Annotated in this window: 13 protein-coding genes and 1 pseudogene; 3 read left to right on the top strand and 11 right to left on the bottom strand. The window is 64.4% G+C overall.

Going from position 1 to position 14,611, the window contains the following annotated elements:
• Window position 1: 1 nt before the first annotated feature.
• Together Q4I23_RS22875 and Q4I23_RS22870 are read right to left on the bottom strand one after the other, a co-directional pair.
• On the bottom strand, window positions 2-685 hold the full coding sequence (locus Q4I23_RS22875; protein ID WP_498527739.1) for a DCL family protein: 684 nt from the start codon (window positions 683-685) through the stop codon (window positions 2-4).
• A 5-nt stretch (window positions 686-690) separates the two neighbouring features.
• Window positions 691-2,187 (bottom strand): hypothetical protein, encoded by a 1,497-nt coding sequence (locus tag Q4I23_RS22870; protein WP_376993576.1) that lies wholly within the window; start codon window positions 2,185-2,187, stop codon window positions 691-693.
• Between the two features lie 446 nt (window positions 2,188-2,633).
• Between Q4I23_RS22870 and Q4I23_RS22865 the strand changes: the two genes are divergently transcribed.
• On the top strand, window positions 2,634-3,236 hold the full coding sequence (locus Q4I23_RS22865; RefSeq protein ID WP_498527738.1) for a hypothetical protein: 603 nt from the start codon (window positions 2,634-2,636) through the stop codon (window positions 3,234-3,236).
• An 8-nt stretch (window positions 3,237-3,244) separates the two neighbouring features.
• On the opposite strand, the gene Q4I23_RS22860 is transcribed toward Q4I23_RS22865, so the two are convergent.
• Entirely contained in the window at window positions 3,245-4,249 is a 1,005-nt protein-coding gene (locus Q4I23_RS22860) for an MYG1 family protein (protein WP_498527737.1), read from the bottom strand.
• A gap of 121 nt (window positions 4,250-4,370) precedes the next feature.
• On the opposite strand from Q4I23_RS22860, the pseudogene Q4I23_RS22855 reads away from it, so the two are divergent.
• Together Q4I23_RS22855 and Q4I23_RS22850 are read left to right on the top strand one after the other, a co-directional pair.
• Window positions 4,371-4,847 (top strand): annotated as a pseudogene (locus Q4I23_RS22855) (isocitrate lyase/phosphoenolpyruvate mutase family protein); the annotation flags it as partial.
• A gap of 175 nt (window positions 4,848-5,022) precedes the next feature.
• Window positions 5,023-6,174: a hypothetical protein gene (locus Q4I23_RS22850; RefSeq protein ID WP_498527736.1), complete on the top strand. Its 1,152-nt coding sequence runs from the start codon at window positions 5,023-5,025 to the stop codon at window positions 6,172-6,174.
• 369 nt (window positions 6,175-6,543) lie between these two features.
• On the opposite strand, the gene Q4I23_RS22845 is transcribed toward Q4I23_RS22850, so the two are convergent.
• The 8 genes from Q4I23_RS22845 to Q4I23_RS22810 all read right to left on the bottom strand — a co-directional run bounded on the left by Q4I23_RS22845 (window position 6,544) and on the right by Q4I23_RS22810 (window position 14,149).
• Complete coding sequence (locus tag Q4I23_RS22845) at window positions 6,544-6,834, bottom strand: hypothetical protein (protein WP_498527735.1); 291 nt, start codon at window positions 6,832-6,834, stop codon at window positions 6,544-6,546.
• Between the two features lie 607 nt (window positions 6,835-7,441).
• On the bottom strand, window positions 7,442-8,050 hold the full coding sequence (locus Q4I23_RS22840; protein ID WP_498527734.1) for a hypothetical protein: 609 nt from the start codon (window positions 8,048-8,050) through the stop codon (window positions 7,442-7,444).
• 590 nt (window positions 8,051-8,640) lie between these two features.
• Window positions 8,641-10,038, bottom strand: coding sequence for a hypothetical protein (locus Q4I23_RS22835; RefSeq protein ID WP_498527733.1), 1,398 nt, complete (start codon window positions 10,036-10,038; stop codon window positions 8,641-8,643).
• A gap of 293 nt (window positions 10,039-10,331) precedes the next feature.
• The gene (locus Q4I23_RS22830) at window positions 10,332-10,685 is read right to left on the bottom strand and encodes a hypothetical protein (RefSeq protein WP_149651389.1); all 354 of its coding nucleotides are present in this window, start codon (window positions 10,683-10,685) and stop codon (window positions 10,332-10,334) included.
• A gap of 139 nt (window positions 10,686-10,824) precedes the next feature.
• Window positions 10,825-12,558 carry a DEAD/DEAH box helicase gene (locus Q4I23_RS22825; RefSeq protein WP_498527732.1) on the bottom strand — a complete coding sequence of 578 codons (1,734 nt, stop codon included), beginning with the start codon at window positions 12,556-12,558 and terminating at the stop codon, window positions 10,825-10,827.
• A gap of 615 nt (window positions 12,559-13,173) precedes the next feature.
• Window positions 13,174-13,506 carry a hypothetical protein gene (locus Q4I23_RS22820; RefSeq protein ID WP_149651391.1) on the bottom strand — a complete coding sequence of 111 codons (333 nt, stop codon included), beginning with the start codon at window positions 13,504-13,506 and terminating at the stop codon, window positions 13,174-13,176.
• Entirely contained in the window at window positions 13,506-13,832 is a 327-nt protein-coding gene (locus Q4I23_RS22815; RefSeq protein ID WP_498527731.1) for a hypothetical protein, read from the bottom strand. The genes Q4I23_RS22820 and Q4I23_RS22815 overlap by 1 nt, the downstream gene beginning before the upstream one ends.
• Window positions 13,829-14,149 carry a helix-turn-helix transcriptional regulator gene (locus Q4I23_RS22810; RefSeq protein WP_498527730.1) on the bottom strand — a complete coding sequence of 107 codons (321 nt, stop codon included), beginning with the start codon at window positions 14,147-14,149 and terminating at the stop codon, window positions 13,829-13,831. Before Q4I23_RS22810 ends, Q4I23_RS22815 begins: the two co-directional genes overlap by 4 nt.
• Between the last annotated feature and the right edge of the window lie 462 nt (window positions 14,150-14,611).

Below are 14,611 nucleotides of genomic sequence, written 5' to 3'. Positions count from 1 at the left end.
GTTATAGTCTCGTGGGCTCGGAGATGTGTATAAGAGACAGCCTCTCGACGACGCGCAGCTTCGCCCTGGCGCGGTGGTACGCCTGCCAATCCGCTGCCAGTGCGGCGTCCACCAGCCTCGGCACGAACTGGTTGTCCGCCGGTGCCGTCACGTGGCTGCCGTCCGGGGAGATCCTGCGCTCGGCCAGGAAGGCCGTCGCCAGTGCCACGAAGGTGTGCGGCGGCGCATGGTCGACATGGCATTCGGAAGGCGACACTGGCACGCCGGTGAGCGCGCACGGCACCCGGCCATCAGTGTCGGCGTGCTCCTCGAAGAAGCGCCTCCTGAACGCCATGGCGTCCCCGTTGATCGCCTCCCTCATCGCCTGGCGCATCTCCACAAGTCTGCTCGGCCCCTTGCCGTCGATGGCCCACCCGAATGAGAAGTCGGTGGCCGACCCATCCACGCGATCAATCCAGAAGCAGGGGTGCTTCCCCTTAGTTGGCTTGTCGACACGGAACCGGGCAACGCCAGCCCCGCGCTTATCCGCGGCTTCGGGATGACGGTCGAGCAGCCAGAGCAGATGGCTGGCGTGCGGTTCCGGGATAACGGCGCCCACCGGGTACGCATGCAGGATGGCGCGGTAGTAAGCCTTCGCGGCCGCATTCGAGCGGAATGCGAGCGGGCCGATGTCGATGGCGGGCATATTCGTTACTCCTCCACGGTTTCGGTTTGCAGGGGAATGTCGACGTCGTCGAAGCAGCCGGTCCTCATCCGATCCGGCCCATCGCGGAAATCCTGGATTGCCTGCTGAGCGCGGTCGTCGGCCATCTCCATCTGGCGCGCCATGAACGCCTTGAAGGTGGCGAGGTGGTGGACGGCGCTGTCCTCGAGCGCACCTCGGACTGTGAACGCCTTCTCCGGTGGATGCGCGTACCCGAACACCAGGCCCGCCTCGACATGTGCGGCGGCCGTGCCCGGCGGGGCTTCGGTGAAGCCCGGCTCCGGGCGGTCGGCCCGATCGCCCCATGCCCCCATGACATGGAAGACCGAGCCGCCCAACGCGCGCTCGATGCCACTCAGGGACAGCCTCTCGACGAACCTGGCATCCTCGAAGCCGAAGGGGTCGTCCTCGGCGAAGCGGCCGTAGGGGCCTGTCGGCAGCGACTTCCCCGCCGGAACGCGAACGGTCACGCGAACCCACGGTCCGCCCTCACTGGCCTGAAAGTCGTCCATGATCTCGTCGTCCAGCACTGACGGGATGCCGTAACGGAGCAGGCATCTGGTGCCGTCGAGCGACCGGCCACGCTCGACGACGCCGTACCAGGGCGCGAGCATGAAGTAGCCGGTCGGCACCTGGTCACCCTTCAGCTTGGCGATGCCGAAATGGACGCGCTCCAGCATCACCAGATCCGCCTCGCGCCAGCCTCCGCTCTCTTCCCTGGCCTCACAGGCCATGCGGCCGATCTCGTTGAACAGCAGCGGCACCGAGGGAGCGTTGTCCAACTGGTCGGCGAAAGGATGCCCGAGGCACCAGCCATCGTCCTCAGGCCCACCGCCGCTCCGGTACGCTTCGCGCCGCCGGGTTTCGTCCAGATACCAGTCGAGCTTTGCCCGCTCCGAGATGGCAGCGACGGTCTCCCGCAACTGCTCGAGGAGGCGATGGTAGCCACCGGCCGTGTTCTCGTCGAATGACGCCATTCCCGCCTGGGACGGGCTCCAGGGCGTGTTCACGACCAGATCCAGAGCAGCCTGGTCGACCGAGAGGCCAGCCATCAGGGCGGCGGTCTCGGCCAGTCCCAGATACTGCTTCGGATCCCGGGCCAGCCGCTTCATCGCCGCCTCGTTGCCGTCCCTCGGCGGGCGGAACCGGCTCAGCCGCTTCTCATCCCCGTCCGCGCTCACCCCGGCCCTTCTGGTGAGGTCCTGGAGCGGCTTGAGTTGGCGCGGCCGCGCTTTCTTCAACGCCTCAATCAACGGCGCCAGATTTCTTGCCAGCTGCATCGCGGCCTTCGGCGCAATCGGTGTCGGCGCGCTCCTCAGCGCAGCCCTCGCCCTTCCCGCCTTCGAAGCCAGCTTTCTTGCCATGCGCTCCGGATCAGAACGGTCGCTTCGCGCTTTCCCGGCTGCATCATGGTCGGGAGCGGGCCGCCCGGTCCTCATGGCGTCTTCTTCGTCGATGCCTTCCGCCATCTCGTCCTCCGTCATGCCGCCACCGTCGGCGACATCGGAAATGCTGCCCGAACATGGACGAGCATACCTGTTGGATGGACAGATTATCGGTAAAAAATTGAACAGGTTACTTGGCTACAGTTGAACAGGTTCAAGGTGCAGGTTCCTTGCTGGCCGCCGCCAGGCAGTGGAAGGGAGGTCCCGCAAGGCCAAGCGGCCATCCTGGCCGGGAAGTTCAGGGACGCAGCCGGGCCAGTCGCTGGGTTCCCGTCACCAATGACCAGCGCTTCGAGGCGTCCTTCCGCTACCCTGGGCAATACGTCGTTAAGGTTTGGAACGAATGGAGGCCCGGCGGAAGCCGAGAGCGGCTTTGGGGAAACTTGCGGCTTGTGCTTCTTGTGGCACCAGTGCGTCTGATCATCGGGTAGGATTAATGGTCATCGGTTCCGAACGCATGTCTTGCTGAGAGCCTGGCAGGTAAAATGAAAATTCGTGTGCTGTCATGGGCGGCCGTCGAGCGCGGGGAGGCTGAAGGCGCCGACGGCATCATCTCGATCAGGCCTTCGGCCGAGCATGATGCCGAGAACCTGGATCTCGCCTTGGCGCAGACCACCGGCGGCGAGGTGGGCGCCGTGCTGGTGCAGCGGTTCGACGACATTGCCATCCCGGCCTTTGGCCCCTACTGCGGCCCCGTCATCGAGCATGTCGCCGAAGCGCTCGAGTTTGGGCGCAGGATCGCCGTGCAGACTCCGGAAGGTTCGCTGGTGGTCCATTGCCAGATGGGTGTCAGCCGCTCCGCCGCTGTGGCGCTCGCCCTGCTGGCCCAAGAACTCGGACCAGGCGCCGAGGCGGCGGCGGTGGCTGCCCTGCTGAGGGGAGATCCAGAAGGACGCATGCACCCGAATTCCCTGCTCGTCAGCATGGCCGACAGTTGCCTGTTCCGGTATGGGCGACTGGAGGCCGCGCTTGCGGATGCCTGCCCCAGGTACGTCAAATGGCGTGACCATTGGCGGGAGGTGGCATTGGATCCGGAGCGCCACTGGCGGCAGGCAAGGCGGATAAGGACGAGGCGGCGATCGGAGTGAGCGACCACTCAATGCTCGCCTCCTTCGCGGCCGGTTCGGTAGGCGAAGCTGAGGGCGATGCGGGCCATTTCCAGCGCGCCCTCGCGCGAGCGGGCGGCGGCGATGAAGCGGTTCAGGTGGCAGAACACGGCGTCCGCCACCCCAGACACGCGGGCGAGCTCGGCATCGCGCAGGCCCGCCCACGCCTCGGGCAGCGGCAGCTTCTGGGCGAAGCTGCCCGGCTCGGGCGGCATGCAGCCAACCATCCAGGCCTCGCCTCCCTTGTCGGGGTAGACGGCGAACAGCACCGGCAGGTGGGCGTCGTGCGCCGGTCCCTGCCACGGCATGCCACGGTCGAGTTCCAGAACGCGCGGGTCGGTCGAGCGGCCGTGCGCCTCCAGGACGGCATCGTAGGCGGCAATGCGAGCTCGTATTTGCTCGATGCGGCCGTCGAGGAAGGTGCCCGCGATCTCGGCTGCGCGGAGGAAGCGCTCGTCCTCGGCCTGTGCTCGGTCCGCGGGGTCGGCGTCCCACGGCAGGTTCAGGGCGTCAACGAGGTACGGCAGGGCCATCCCGTCGGCGATCCGCGCCGCCCGGTCGAGGTCCTCGTCGCCGAAGTCGGGGACCGGGCGCTGGCCGTTGTCGGCGAGATCAACGAGGCGGACGACCTGCTCGTCCATCTCCGCCCAGACCTGCTCGACGATATCCTCGCCGCCGCGCCCGGCCAGGACGGCGCGCACCGCGTCATGGCCGAAGGCGGCCCACAGGAGGCCCGCCGAAGAGTAGGGCGACCCGTCGGGACGCACCGGAGCGCCGCGCTGGTGGTGGTCGAAGCGCCCCCGTGCGGGGGCGAAAACTCCACCGACGTCCCAGACTATGTCGGCGGCCTCGATAACTCGCTGGTCCCTGGTGCGCACCAGCCTGGAGGTGGCAAGCGCTTCCGGCGGCAGGGCGCGGCGCAGGATAGCGTAGGCGAACGCCTCATCGCAGTGGAATGAGCCACCGTGGGTGACAAGAAGAAGGCTCTCCGCCATGGTCTTTCCTCGCCATTATACTCTGGGACAGCCATCGGGAATCCGCGTCTTACACCCTTCTTTTAGGAGATGAACCGTGGCTCGCACCATCGTATAAAAGCGCAACGCTTTCCGTGCGCTTCATCGGGAAAAATGCTTCATCCTGCCGAACCCCCGGGATGTCGACAGTACCCGGATGATGGAGCACATGGGCTTCAGCGCCCTGGCCTCGATGAGGCCAGGCTATTCCTGGTCGCGGGGCCGCCCAGAAAATGGTGTCGGACGCGACGATGTCCTGGCGCATCTCGGGAGCCTCGTCCTTGCCACAGACCTCCCGGTGAACGCCGATTTCGAGTCCAGTTTCGCCCATGATCTCGAGGAGGTGGCTGCAAACGTTCGGCGCGCAGTCAATGTCGGCCTCGCGGGCTTGTCGAGCGAGGACGTCTGGGCCGATAATGGGTCCGGCTTCTACGATACCGCCACCTCCGTCGAACGCATCCGGACCGCGCCGTGCCGCCCACCAACAACGCCTCCAAGCAGGTGCTACGCCCGAGCGTCACCTTCCCTAAGGTGGCTAACGGTTTCCGGTCGCTTTGAGGTGTCGATGTCCGTGCCCTGATCCGCTCCTCCATCGACGCGGGGCACCTCAACGGCCTGTCCGCCCATCAGGCCATCCTACGCGCCCTCGCCGGTCAGCCGATCTGCGCCGTCTGACCAGCCCCCTGAGCAACTCCCCTCCCACGAACCGCTTCCGGAACATGACGCGACGATTCATACGTCAGGAACTCTACAACTTGGTCTGGGACCAGCCCATGAGGGCGCTCGCGGCTGAGGTCGGCGTATCCGACGTAGCCTTGGCAAAGGCCTGCCGGAAGGCCGACATCCCTGTTCCCGAGCGCGGCTATTGGGCCAGGAAGCAGGCGGGCAAGCCGACCAGCAAGCGCCCGCTCCCACCACGGTTCCCAGGAGCCTCCGACACGATCGAGATCGGCGGCGGCTCATACCGCGGCTACTACCGGTCGGAGATCGGCCTCGATACGCCGCTGCCTCCGCCGCCGACCTTCGAAGAGGACATGGCTGCGCTGACCGAGCGCGTCCGGAGGATGGTGGGCAAGGTGACCTGCCCAAAGCTCACGACCAGTCCACATCGGCTGATCGCCACGCTACTGGAGAAGGACGAGGTGCGCCGCCAGGAGTATGCCAGAACCCGCTTCAGCATGTATGCCCCACGCTATGACACGCCTAACGCAAAGCGGCGGCTCCGCATCCTGAACGGCATCTTCCTGGCTGCCGCGCGGGCGGGCTGCAACGCCTCGATCGACACCACAAAGTGGCCGCGGAACCCGAATGACGCAGGCATCCACGTCGGTGATCAGCACATCACCTTCACCCTTGAGCCGGTCCCGACAAAGGGAAAGCCCGCGTCAGCGGTCCGCCAGCAGGAACATCTACGGCTGTCGATTCACTCCCGGTCCCATAATGGCACAGCCCATAAGTCCTGGCAGGACAGCGATGAGGCATCGCTTGAGGATCTCGTCTGCACCATCGTTGTCGAGATAATCGTCGCGGCCGAGACCTTCCACCGCCAGAATGCCGTCTGCCATCATGAGTGGCTAGTGAAACGAAAAGCCGAACTGGTGGAAGCGGAGCACCAACGGAAAATCGAGCAAATAAGGAAGGAACGCGAACAACAGGAGAAGGAGGAGAGGGAACGGATCGAACGTCTCGTTGGGCAGGCAATGTCTCTTCACCAAGCAGAGACGATCCGCACCTATGTTCAGGCCGTCCTGACCCGCGCAGCTGAAATGCCCGTGACGCCTAAGAACCTCGACCGCTGGGCGACATGGGCTATGATGGAGGCTGACCGAATTGATCCGGTGAAGAACGGGAGCGCGGTTGGCGGCATCTTGTCAGTGATCGGTGCCCCGCCCCTGGTCCCCAAATGACATCAACACAACGAAGGGAAGCACGGTCTTCTCAAGGGGGGAGTGGCCCGGGTCCGCACACCTAAAGCACAATCGGGTCCTCGTTTCCGGAGCTCCGGCAGCCGCCGAGGCGACGGCGCGCCGACATGTTGAGGTCACCAGATCGGCGCCTCACCATGCGTTATTCCCGGCAGGTCAGCAGACGGTGACCAGCCGGACTGATGACCTCAACATGATTTGCCGACAAGCTCGAGGTTCATCGGCATCCGCCGCGGTCAGGAAAGCCGTTCAGAGTACGGCGGCGCGGTACGTCTCGCGCAGCAGGTCGGACGGCCGCAGCCCTCGCTTACGCGCCTCGTTGAGCCACAGGTCACGGGCCAGCACCGGCGTCTACAGCGTCCACGCCTCGGCGCGGTCGAGTTCGCCAACAGCCGGATCACGCGCAACCCAGGCGTCCGGCGCCGCCGAAGCGTTCGCGTCTTCGCTGGTGTCCGTATCCACCAGCCGATGGATGAGCTCTTCGACAAACAGCAGCAAGGCCCTGCGGTGCCCAAGCGACGCGGCGCACCACAGCCAGCCCAGCGCCAACTCGCGGTCACCGCCTTCCTCTTCGGCGTGGGCCAGCTGCACGTCGCCGACCTCGAAGGCGGCGAAGCGTTTCCCCGTCACCGCCTCGGCCAAGTCCTCTGAAGGGGAACCTGGCGCATCCAGGTCATGCAGCGCCCGCAGCGCGGCCAGGACCTGGCCCCGCTCGCCAGGAAGACACTTTCACAGAGTTCGGACGTTGGACATCGTCGCTCCCTTCCCCTGTATTCCCCACTTGCGATCAGGACCCGGCGCGACGGCACGGACGTCCGAAATCCCACAACGCTGACCGCCATTGCCTGAAAGGATGCTGGGTCACGGCGGTCAGGATGGTAGGCGGTCAAGCCTCTGCTGCAACCGCTTGCGATCAGCTCTGAAGGCGCGCAGCATTGTGAGGACCCGTAGCGCGTGCCGCGCATACATGGCGAAGGCCGCGCCCGCGACGATGAGCACCGCTCCTGCGACCAAGCGAACAGCATCCGGGGAAAACTCCATCGCACCCTCCGCTCGTGCCCCTGTGGGTTAGGAACAGTCCAATCAGTTGATCGAAACCAGGAGCAGGAGGACCTGACAGCCATCGCCGGAGCGCACTCCAGCCGTGACGACGTTGTCAGCGTCCTCGAAACGCCCGACCTCGATGGCGTCCACGTCCATGCTGTTCTCCCGCTTGGTACCCGGCCCCCGGCTCCGAACTTCCGCCCTGTCAGACCTCACGCCTCCTTGGCCGCAAACGTACCCGACGCGCTTGCTCCCAATACGCGCCGGGGTCGAGGGCGATATCTCGCCAATAATCTCGCCACGCCACGTACCGTGCGCACACGGCGGCGAGGGCGGCGCCCAGGTGGCCATAGCGGAACAGAGCAGCGTCGGCCAACGAGACGATAAGCGGATTCGGCTGCATCCGGGCATCATCGTCCTGACGAAGGAGTGCGGCGACGGCATTCGCTTCGGCACCTGGCCCAGCCTCGTCGGCGATGATGGCCAACGTGACCGCGGCTGACCGGGAGACGCCGTGCTGGCAGTGCACGGCAAGCACGCCCTCAGGAATCCGATCCCGAACAGCCCGCGCAAAGTCCAGCGCGATCGCCAAATCCTCCATGGTTGGACGTCGGTAGGGTCCGTAGGCCGGGATGCCGATGTCGTCGAAGCGCTGCACCAGCGCAGCCTGCATGTCGCCCAGAACTGCCTGCTGGACGGCCAGTTCGAGATCCTCGCACCGCTCCAGTGCCGTCGACCGGATCGAGATGATCGCATCGACACCTTCCGCAGCCCCAGCTTCGACCGCCGCCCGCGACAGCACTCGAACTCTCATCGGCTCATCTCCCTGAGCGCCATTAAACTGCGTCCTCCGTGAGGTATCCCCGCCCCAATGAAGCGAACCCAGTTATCCCGGCGCACGCCGAGGCGACGGCGCGCCGACATGTTGAGGCCACCATGTGAGTACGTCACCATGCGCCCCCTGGGCGGGTCAACAGGTTCTGATCCGCCGTCTTGGTGACCTCAACAACTCTGCTCCCGCCGAGGTGATGACCTCGACGACAGCAATCGCAGACCCAAGGGAAGCCTGACTTTCAGGGCTTCCCAAAAAGTTCATGGGTCTCCGTCACCCGCCGGGAACGACATCCAATGACCCGACGACCTCAACATGTCGGGGCCTCAACACGCGCCGACATCGGCGGGCCAACGGGCGACGGTGCGCCGACATGTTGAGGTCACCATGCCTTCGGCCAAGATGGCAGCACCGCAGTCCAGCTGCACGCATTCCCAGGCGTTTTAGTGCCACGGCCAGCTCGGCCTCGCCGCGCAGTTCCTCCAACGGATCCAACGCTGGACACTATAAACTTAAGCTCTTCCGGGAACAGGCGCCAACACTTAGGCCAACGGAAGAGTTGATTTGCCCGATCATCGAATCGGCGAGCAATTAACCACCTTGTAGTCACGCCCCTCGGGGACGGGGCCATTATCGGCACCGCGAACATGGGCGCTCCACCAGAAAAGTTTGCCATTGCGGACTTTGGGATGGGCGCGGACCCAGTGCGCGACTGCACGATCACGTGCTGCACCGAGGCCGATGCCTCCGCGGGCAGCCATACGTTCAATCCGGGCGAGGTTCCAACGAACCGGCCGCGCTCCCAGCACAGGCGGCTTCCCTTCCCTACCGCGCTTGCGGTTCAGTCTCTCATAATCTTCGGCCTCACCCACGGAAAGCGGTGTGTTGCGCGCGCTCATCATCATTACCAGGCGCATCATCACTCCGGAGGCGCCTGCCATAAGGTGCATCATTTCCCCCCGCATGACAGGAGACAGATCTCGCAAGCCGAGATAAGCGATGCCGTCAGGCTCAAGGCGGGCGACCACGGGGAACAGGATTACCTGCCCATACATTTCAGCGACCATGCGGACCGTCCAGATCCCGTCGGCGCCAGAGGCGACCAGATAGCCATGGCGGTCGGCCACCATTGAGCGACCATCCTGTCCCAAGTCCCTCGCGGCCGAGGTTTCCCCGGGAAGGTATTCCAGCCAGCAGGGATCGTGGGGCAGCCGGATCGCGCGACCGAGTTCGGGCAGAACCTCGGTGAGCGAGCCCTTGATGAGGTCGATGCTCTCGACCACCTCGGCATCCAAAGCGAAGCGCCCGGCGACACGAAGAGTCGCGGCGACGCTAGCTAGATCCTCGTTATTCGGTGCAGCTGCCGCTGCACGGAGAACAGCACTGGCGAGCGTGCCCGAGTGTCGCGTCGCCGCGACTGCCATGGCCGCAACGCTCGGATGGCTCTGCTCCCGCGCAGCACGCAGCAGAGCATCGGCTTCTGCAACAGCATGCAACTCCTCCGATGAAGCAGGCCCGACGGCAAGGCAGGGCGTAACAGCATCGGTTCTTCCCGGCCTGCCCTTATCGAGCAGTGTCCAGGCGACACACCGCTCGGCGTCACCGAGGATAGAGATCTCGGTATGCTTGGCCGTGTAGAACGCCGGACGGAACGATACCGCCAGCCAAGGCTCTACGGACGGACACGGCATTATGGGAGGCGGCAGTCCGAGGGTCACCCGGTCATCAACGAGCGCGTTCCAAACGTGCCCACCGCCGCCCGGTACGGCAACATGGCACGTCACAAGTGCGGGCGCTCCGCAGCCGACAGCGATATCGTAGCGCCAGCCGCCCGGTATCCGCACGACGTCGAACCGCAGCCCCCCGGCCGTCATCGTTCCGGTGCGGGCCAACGGTTCCAGGTGCTTGATGACGGCACGATTGACACGCTCAGTCTCGATGCAATGCCCAGTGTCCACGGTCAGGTGCAAGATTTTCTTCGGTCTCGACATTTTTGATCCCTGCCAGTATTCTGATAGATGCCGTTCAACAGATACCATGATTATGGAAGCATTCAGCGCCACTGTCTCAGCAATTGAGAAGTCAATAAATCGCTTAATCCTGCTTCCGGGACCCCGATAGCAGCCTCATTAGTCTCTGCAACGGCCTTCCGAACGCAAGGTCGCCATTAGCGTCCGGCTGACAGCCTCGCCACTTCAGTTGGGCCAGAGCAGCTGTCCCGCTGGCATGGTGAGGTCACCATCTCGGCGGGCGCCGGGATGTGTCAGGAGCGACGTCCCATTACCGAAGCTCGACTGTCCTCGACCGAGGTGGGGACACCGCTGTCCTGCCGCGCTTTCTGCCAAGCGGCTTGGTAGTGCGCCACCAGCGCCTCGGTTTCCTCGGTCTGGCTGCGCAGCTCGTCACCTACAGACTCGAAGCTGGACGTCATGATTTCGAGTTCTTCCAAGAACAAACGCCAGCACTCATCGACATCGGGTGGATCGGTGTGATCCGGATCGCGTCCGAACTGCTGCTTGAACTCGCTTTCCGATCGAAAATGAGCGATGTCGATTGACTCCCGTCGAGACTTCAAAAAACCACCGATGGGTTCCGCGACCTGAGTGAAGTGACGCATCTTCGACTCCTTTTACCTGGTTGCGAAAAATTGATTAGGACTTCGCAGCCGCAACCGACAGCAATCTTCACGAAGTTCTTCGGCAGGCCATTCAGAAGGGCTGAGGATGGCCTGGGTTGATCTACCGAAGGGGTACGCGCTACGCCGCGATCGACGGGCACATCCGTTCCGGATCAGCATCCATGCCGCCTGAAACGGAAGAGTCGTCCGCGTCATCGGCGACCTCGTCCAAGGCGGCGTCGATGACATCACCCTTCATCGCGACCTTCTTCGTCATCGTGGCGTCGAAGCTGCCGTCCAGGACGAGGTGCTGGACGAGCACGGCATTGCGCTGCCCGATGCGGTGTGCGCGGTCCTCCGCCTGCTTCATGATGCCGGGGGTCCAGTCCTGCTCGGCGAAGATGACTGTCGACGCCGCCGTCAGCGTGATCGCCACGCCGCAGGCCCGCATGCTGCCAACGAAGACCCGCCTCTGGCCGCCTTGAATGTCATCTTGGGCGCGCTGCCGTTCGGCGTCCGATGTTGCGCCGGTGATCACCGCGGGCTCGTATCCCGCCTCGCGCAGACCGGCCACTATGCCCTCGATCACGTCGGTGTGGTGGGCGAAGACCAGCACCGCGTCCGGCACCGAGCCGAGGACGTCCGCGACATGCTCGACGACCTGCGGCACCTTCGCCAGGGCGGTGTCGTGCCGCAGACGCGACATCTCGTTGAACGCCGCGCTGCGACCGGCTTTCAGGTTGGCCACAGCCGCCCGGTACGCGGCCTCGTTGCCACCCACCTTGGCCGAGGCGACCGCGGCACGCAGGCGCTTCTCCTCCTGCTCAGCGCGCTCAAGCGCCTCACGCTCCGCGGCGACGACATTACCGAGAGCCGGGCTGTCGCAGGGAAGCTCGACGACGGAGAACCGCTTCTCCGGCAGGTCGACCAGCACATCCGCCTTGAGACGGCGCACCATCACCGACTGGCGCAGGACGTCCTGCAATTCACTCAGATTGCTGGCACCGCTGGCGTCGAACCCGAACCTGGTGTGGCGCCCATTGCAGTACCGGGTGGCGAAGTGGAAATAGTTGCTCGCCTCCGGCAACCCCATCGCGTGCAGCATTGGGTAAAGCTCGATGGGCCGGTTCAGGATCGGCGTGCCGGTCAGGAACAGCCGCCGCTTGGCCGGGATCGGCGACTGCCCCTTGCCGCCCAAGGCGGCTTTGGTTCGAGCTGTCTTCTCGTCCTTGAGCGCATGCGCCTCATCGAAGACAGCGACGTCCCACTCCAGGGCACGCAACCGGTCAGCGAGCTTGGACAGGATCTCGTAGTTCACGACAACGACATCCGTATCCGGCCACACCTTCGTCGTCGCGATGCCGACGGTGAGTGGCTTGATCAGCCACTTGGTGAGTTCTCCGCGCCAGTTGATCAGCGCGATCTTCGGACCAACGACTAGCACACGCACCCGGGCACGAGCGGCAAGCTCCGTGTTGATGGTGCCGATGGCCTGGATCGTCTTCCCCAGACCCATCTCGTCCGCGATCAGGACGTCCTTGCGCGCCATCGCGTAGGCGATACCAGCCTTCTGGTATGGTAGGTAGGACAGCCCAGCCGGGACGGGGATCTCGACTTTGGTATCCGTCGCTCGCGACGCGGCCGCCGAAGCCTGATGAAGAGCCGTTGCAGCGGCCGCCGCCGCCCGCAGGCCGGTGGCCGTCCTCGCGTCAGCATGGTCCGCGAGCTTGACCGCGATCAGCGGATCCGTCGTCCACCAGTGCTTCAGGGGCGCGGGCGCCCAGCGGAAGCCTGCATTCTTCGGTAGGTGGCGCTCGGAAAAATCGGTTTGGCACTCCCAACGGCCCGTGCCCGCGTTGTAGTTCAGGTTCATGATGTCACCGTGCGATGCAGGGGCCGATGAGGTGCCTGATGCCTGCATAAGAGGGGAAAGGAGGTCTGCCGGAACGCATTCCGGCAGACCGAGAACGTCGGAACGCTCTGATTTACTCGCGGCGCCATGGTACAGGCGGGGCTTCCGCGGCAGCGAGTTCGGCCGCGCGTATCACGACAGCCAGGGGCCAGTACCAGCGGTAAGCGTGTGCGCCACGTGCATCCGTCCACAGACGGCGAGTCGTGACCGAAACGTCGCGTAGGGCTTTGACGCGCCCGGCACCGACACCATGCTGGCCCAGGCATGCACGGCGACGGCAGACACGAATCACTGCCAAGTCGGCTCCGCCGGTGATGAGCTCGTGCTCAGCGCGGCGAACAGCGCCGACTGCAACCGGCAAAGGAGACGTGCGAAGTGTCGTCGTCGCGGCGGCGAGGCGAAACTCCAGATCGCGGATCGGCGAAAGAAAGTCCGAATCCGTAGACCAGCCACAGCCCCCGCGCTTAACAGGGCAGTCAGTGACCATTCCGGCAAACTTGGGACCGTGCACGCGGCTGGCGTGGCGCGTACGCAAACGGTTCAGCCCGCATGCCGGACAATGAGAATTCTGGCGGCTCATGCGACACCTTCGGTGCACAGAGCCACGATCTTGTTCGCCTGCGCGCGTAGGATGGCTACCGCAAGGCGACAGTCTTCATCGGCGACGTTTGTGGACGGGTCGTTTACTTCGAGGGCGCGAGCCGCTTGGAGAATGACATGGGCTACCAAAAGCAACATGCGATTGGTGGCCTTCCCCTCATCGAGCACGCGGACGGCCGAAGAAAGGATATTGCAAGCCTCCTCCAAGGCCGGATCCGATCCGAGAGCATCCATTCGCGTGGGAAGCGTCTCCAAGATTACAAGGGCAGAGTGCGCAGCCAGAATCGTGCCTTCGAGCGGCGTCTCCATCACAGCCCCTCCCTATCCCGGAACTCGACAGGCGGAGGCAGAGGCGGCGCGCCGTTCCCGATCTGGGCGGCGATGGTGATACGCTCCTCCTCCGAGATCCACTCGACATCCTCAGCCGAGCAGTAGACCTCCCCATCGTCGTGTTCGAAGGGGAAGTTAAGCTCTGTGAGGACGTCGCCATCCGGCTTGACGACAAACCAGTCTTCGTCTTCGAATTCGTCCAGGTGCCAGAGCACCGCGTAGACTGCCGTGCAGGCTTCCAACGTTGGCAGACCATCAGCTCGAAAGAGATTGCGCCAAGTACGTAGCGAGTAGCCGGTTTTCATTTTTCAGTCTCCTCGGACCTACGAGGGGCACGGAGATTGTTGACGCGCCGGGACTCGAAGAAGGTCTGGATGTCCTTAACCAGATAGATCACCGTCGAACGCGACAGCCGAACGTAGGGAGGGCTGTCGCCGGTGGCTCGGCGGTTGCGAAGAGTTTTGACCGACACCCCGAACAGGTCGGCGACGGCAGCCTCGGACAGAGCAGTCACAATGGGCGACATGCCTGCCGTGAGGCCGAGCGCCGACGTTTGTGCGGTCGGGGTCGGCGGTGCGCCCGCCTGAAAGGCGAGCGACGACGTACTGTGTTTGTAAGGCATAGGGCGCGGTCTCGGTTGATGGCTGACGGTCTGCTGGCTGCTCCTGCCAGGACCCCCATCACCGGAGCCTTGCGGGCGCGACGAGACGCGCCTTGTTGCGTGCGGCGGCGGCAACGGGCGCTTGCCCGTCCTACCTGTCGACTCCCCAACAGGTCAGGCAACCTGCCGGATTACCGCCCTCTGCGAGGGCACCCGCCAGACCGGATATCTGGTGCTTTCGCGGCGGGGTCGCACGCCCCGTCCCGGCGCTACCCGGAACGGTGACAATTCATAGTGTATTCACCCGCTCAGTCCTGCACAAGCCCAAATGAAACCGAACGTTACTTTTCAATTGACAACTAGGACGCACGATTACTCCAACAAACTGACATCGCTCACTTATCGCTAGGGTCCGGACTCATAACCAGTAGGCGACGGTTGCCACGATGTAGACGGCTGCCATGAAGTTGGTGGCGGAGCGGT

It is taken from the genome of Azospirillum sp. UFLA03-27 (assembly GCF_059803775.1).
The sequence above is the reverse complement of the archived record's forward strand: the minus strand, read 5'-3'. Positions and strand labels throughout refer to the sequence as shown.

What these genes read in the sequence shown, in the direction of transcription:
- Q4I23_RS22820 (WP_149651391.1), bottom strand. Translation starts at nt 13,506, where the DNA reads ATGGAGACGCCGCTCGAAGGCACGATTCTGGCTGCGCACTCTGCCCTT.
- Q4I23_RS22830 (WP_149651389.1), bottom strand. Translation starts at nt 10,685, where the DNA reads ATGCGTCACTTCACTCAGGTCGCGGAACCCATCGGTGGTTTTTTGAAG.
- Q4I23_RS22860 (WP_498527737.1), bottom strand. Translation starts at nt 4,249, where the DNA reads ATGGCGGAGAGCCTTCTTCTTGTCACCCACGGTGGCTCATTCCACTGC.
- Q4I23_RS22840 (WP_498527734.1), bottom strand. Translation starts at nt 8,050, where the DNA reads ATGAGAGTTCGAGTGCTGTCGCGGGCGGCGGTCGAAGCTGGGGCTGCG.
- Q4I23_RS22810 (WP_498527730.1), bottom strand. Translation starts at nt 14,149, where the DNA reads ATGCCTTACAAACACAGTACGTCGTCGCTCGCCTTTCAGGCGGGCGCA.
- Q4I23_RS22825 (WP_498527732.1), bottom strand. Translation starts at nt 12,558, where the DNA reads ATGAACCTGAACTACAACGCGGGCACGGGCCGTTGGGAGTGCCAAACC.
- Q4I23_RS22870 (WP_376993576.1), bottom strand. Translation starts at nt 2,187, where the DNA reads ATGACGGAGGACGAGATGGCGGAAGGCATCGACGAAGAAGACGCCATG.
- Q4I23_RS22815 (WP_498527731.1), bottom strand. Translation starts at nt 13,832, where the DNA reads ATGAAAACCGGCTACTCGCTACGTACTTGGCGCAATCTCTTTCGAGCT.
- Q4I23_RS22875 (WP_498527739.1), bottom strand. Translation starts at nt 685, where the DNA reads ATGCCCGCCATCGACATCGGCCCGCTCGCATTCCGCTCGAATGCGGCC.
- Q4I23_RS22865 (WP_498527738.1), top strand. Translation starts at nt 2,634, where the DNA reads ATGAAAATTCGTGTGCTGTCATGGGCGGCCGTCGAGCGCGGGGAGGCT.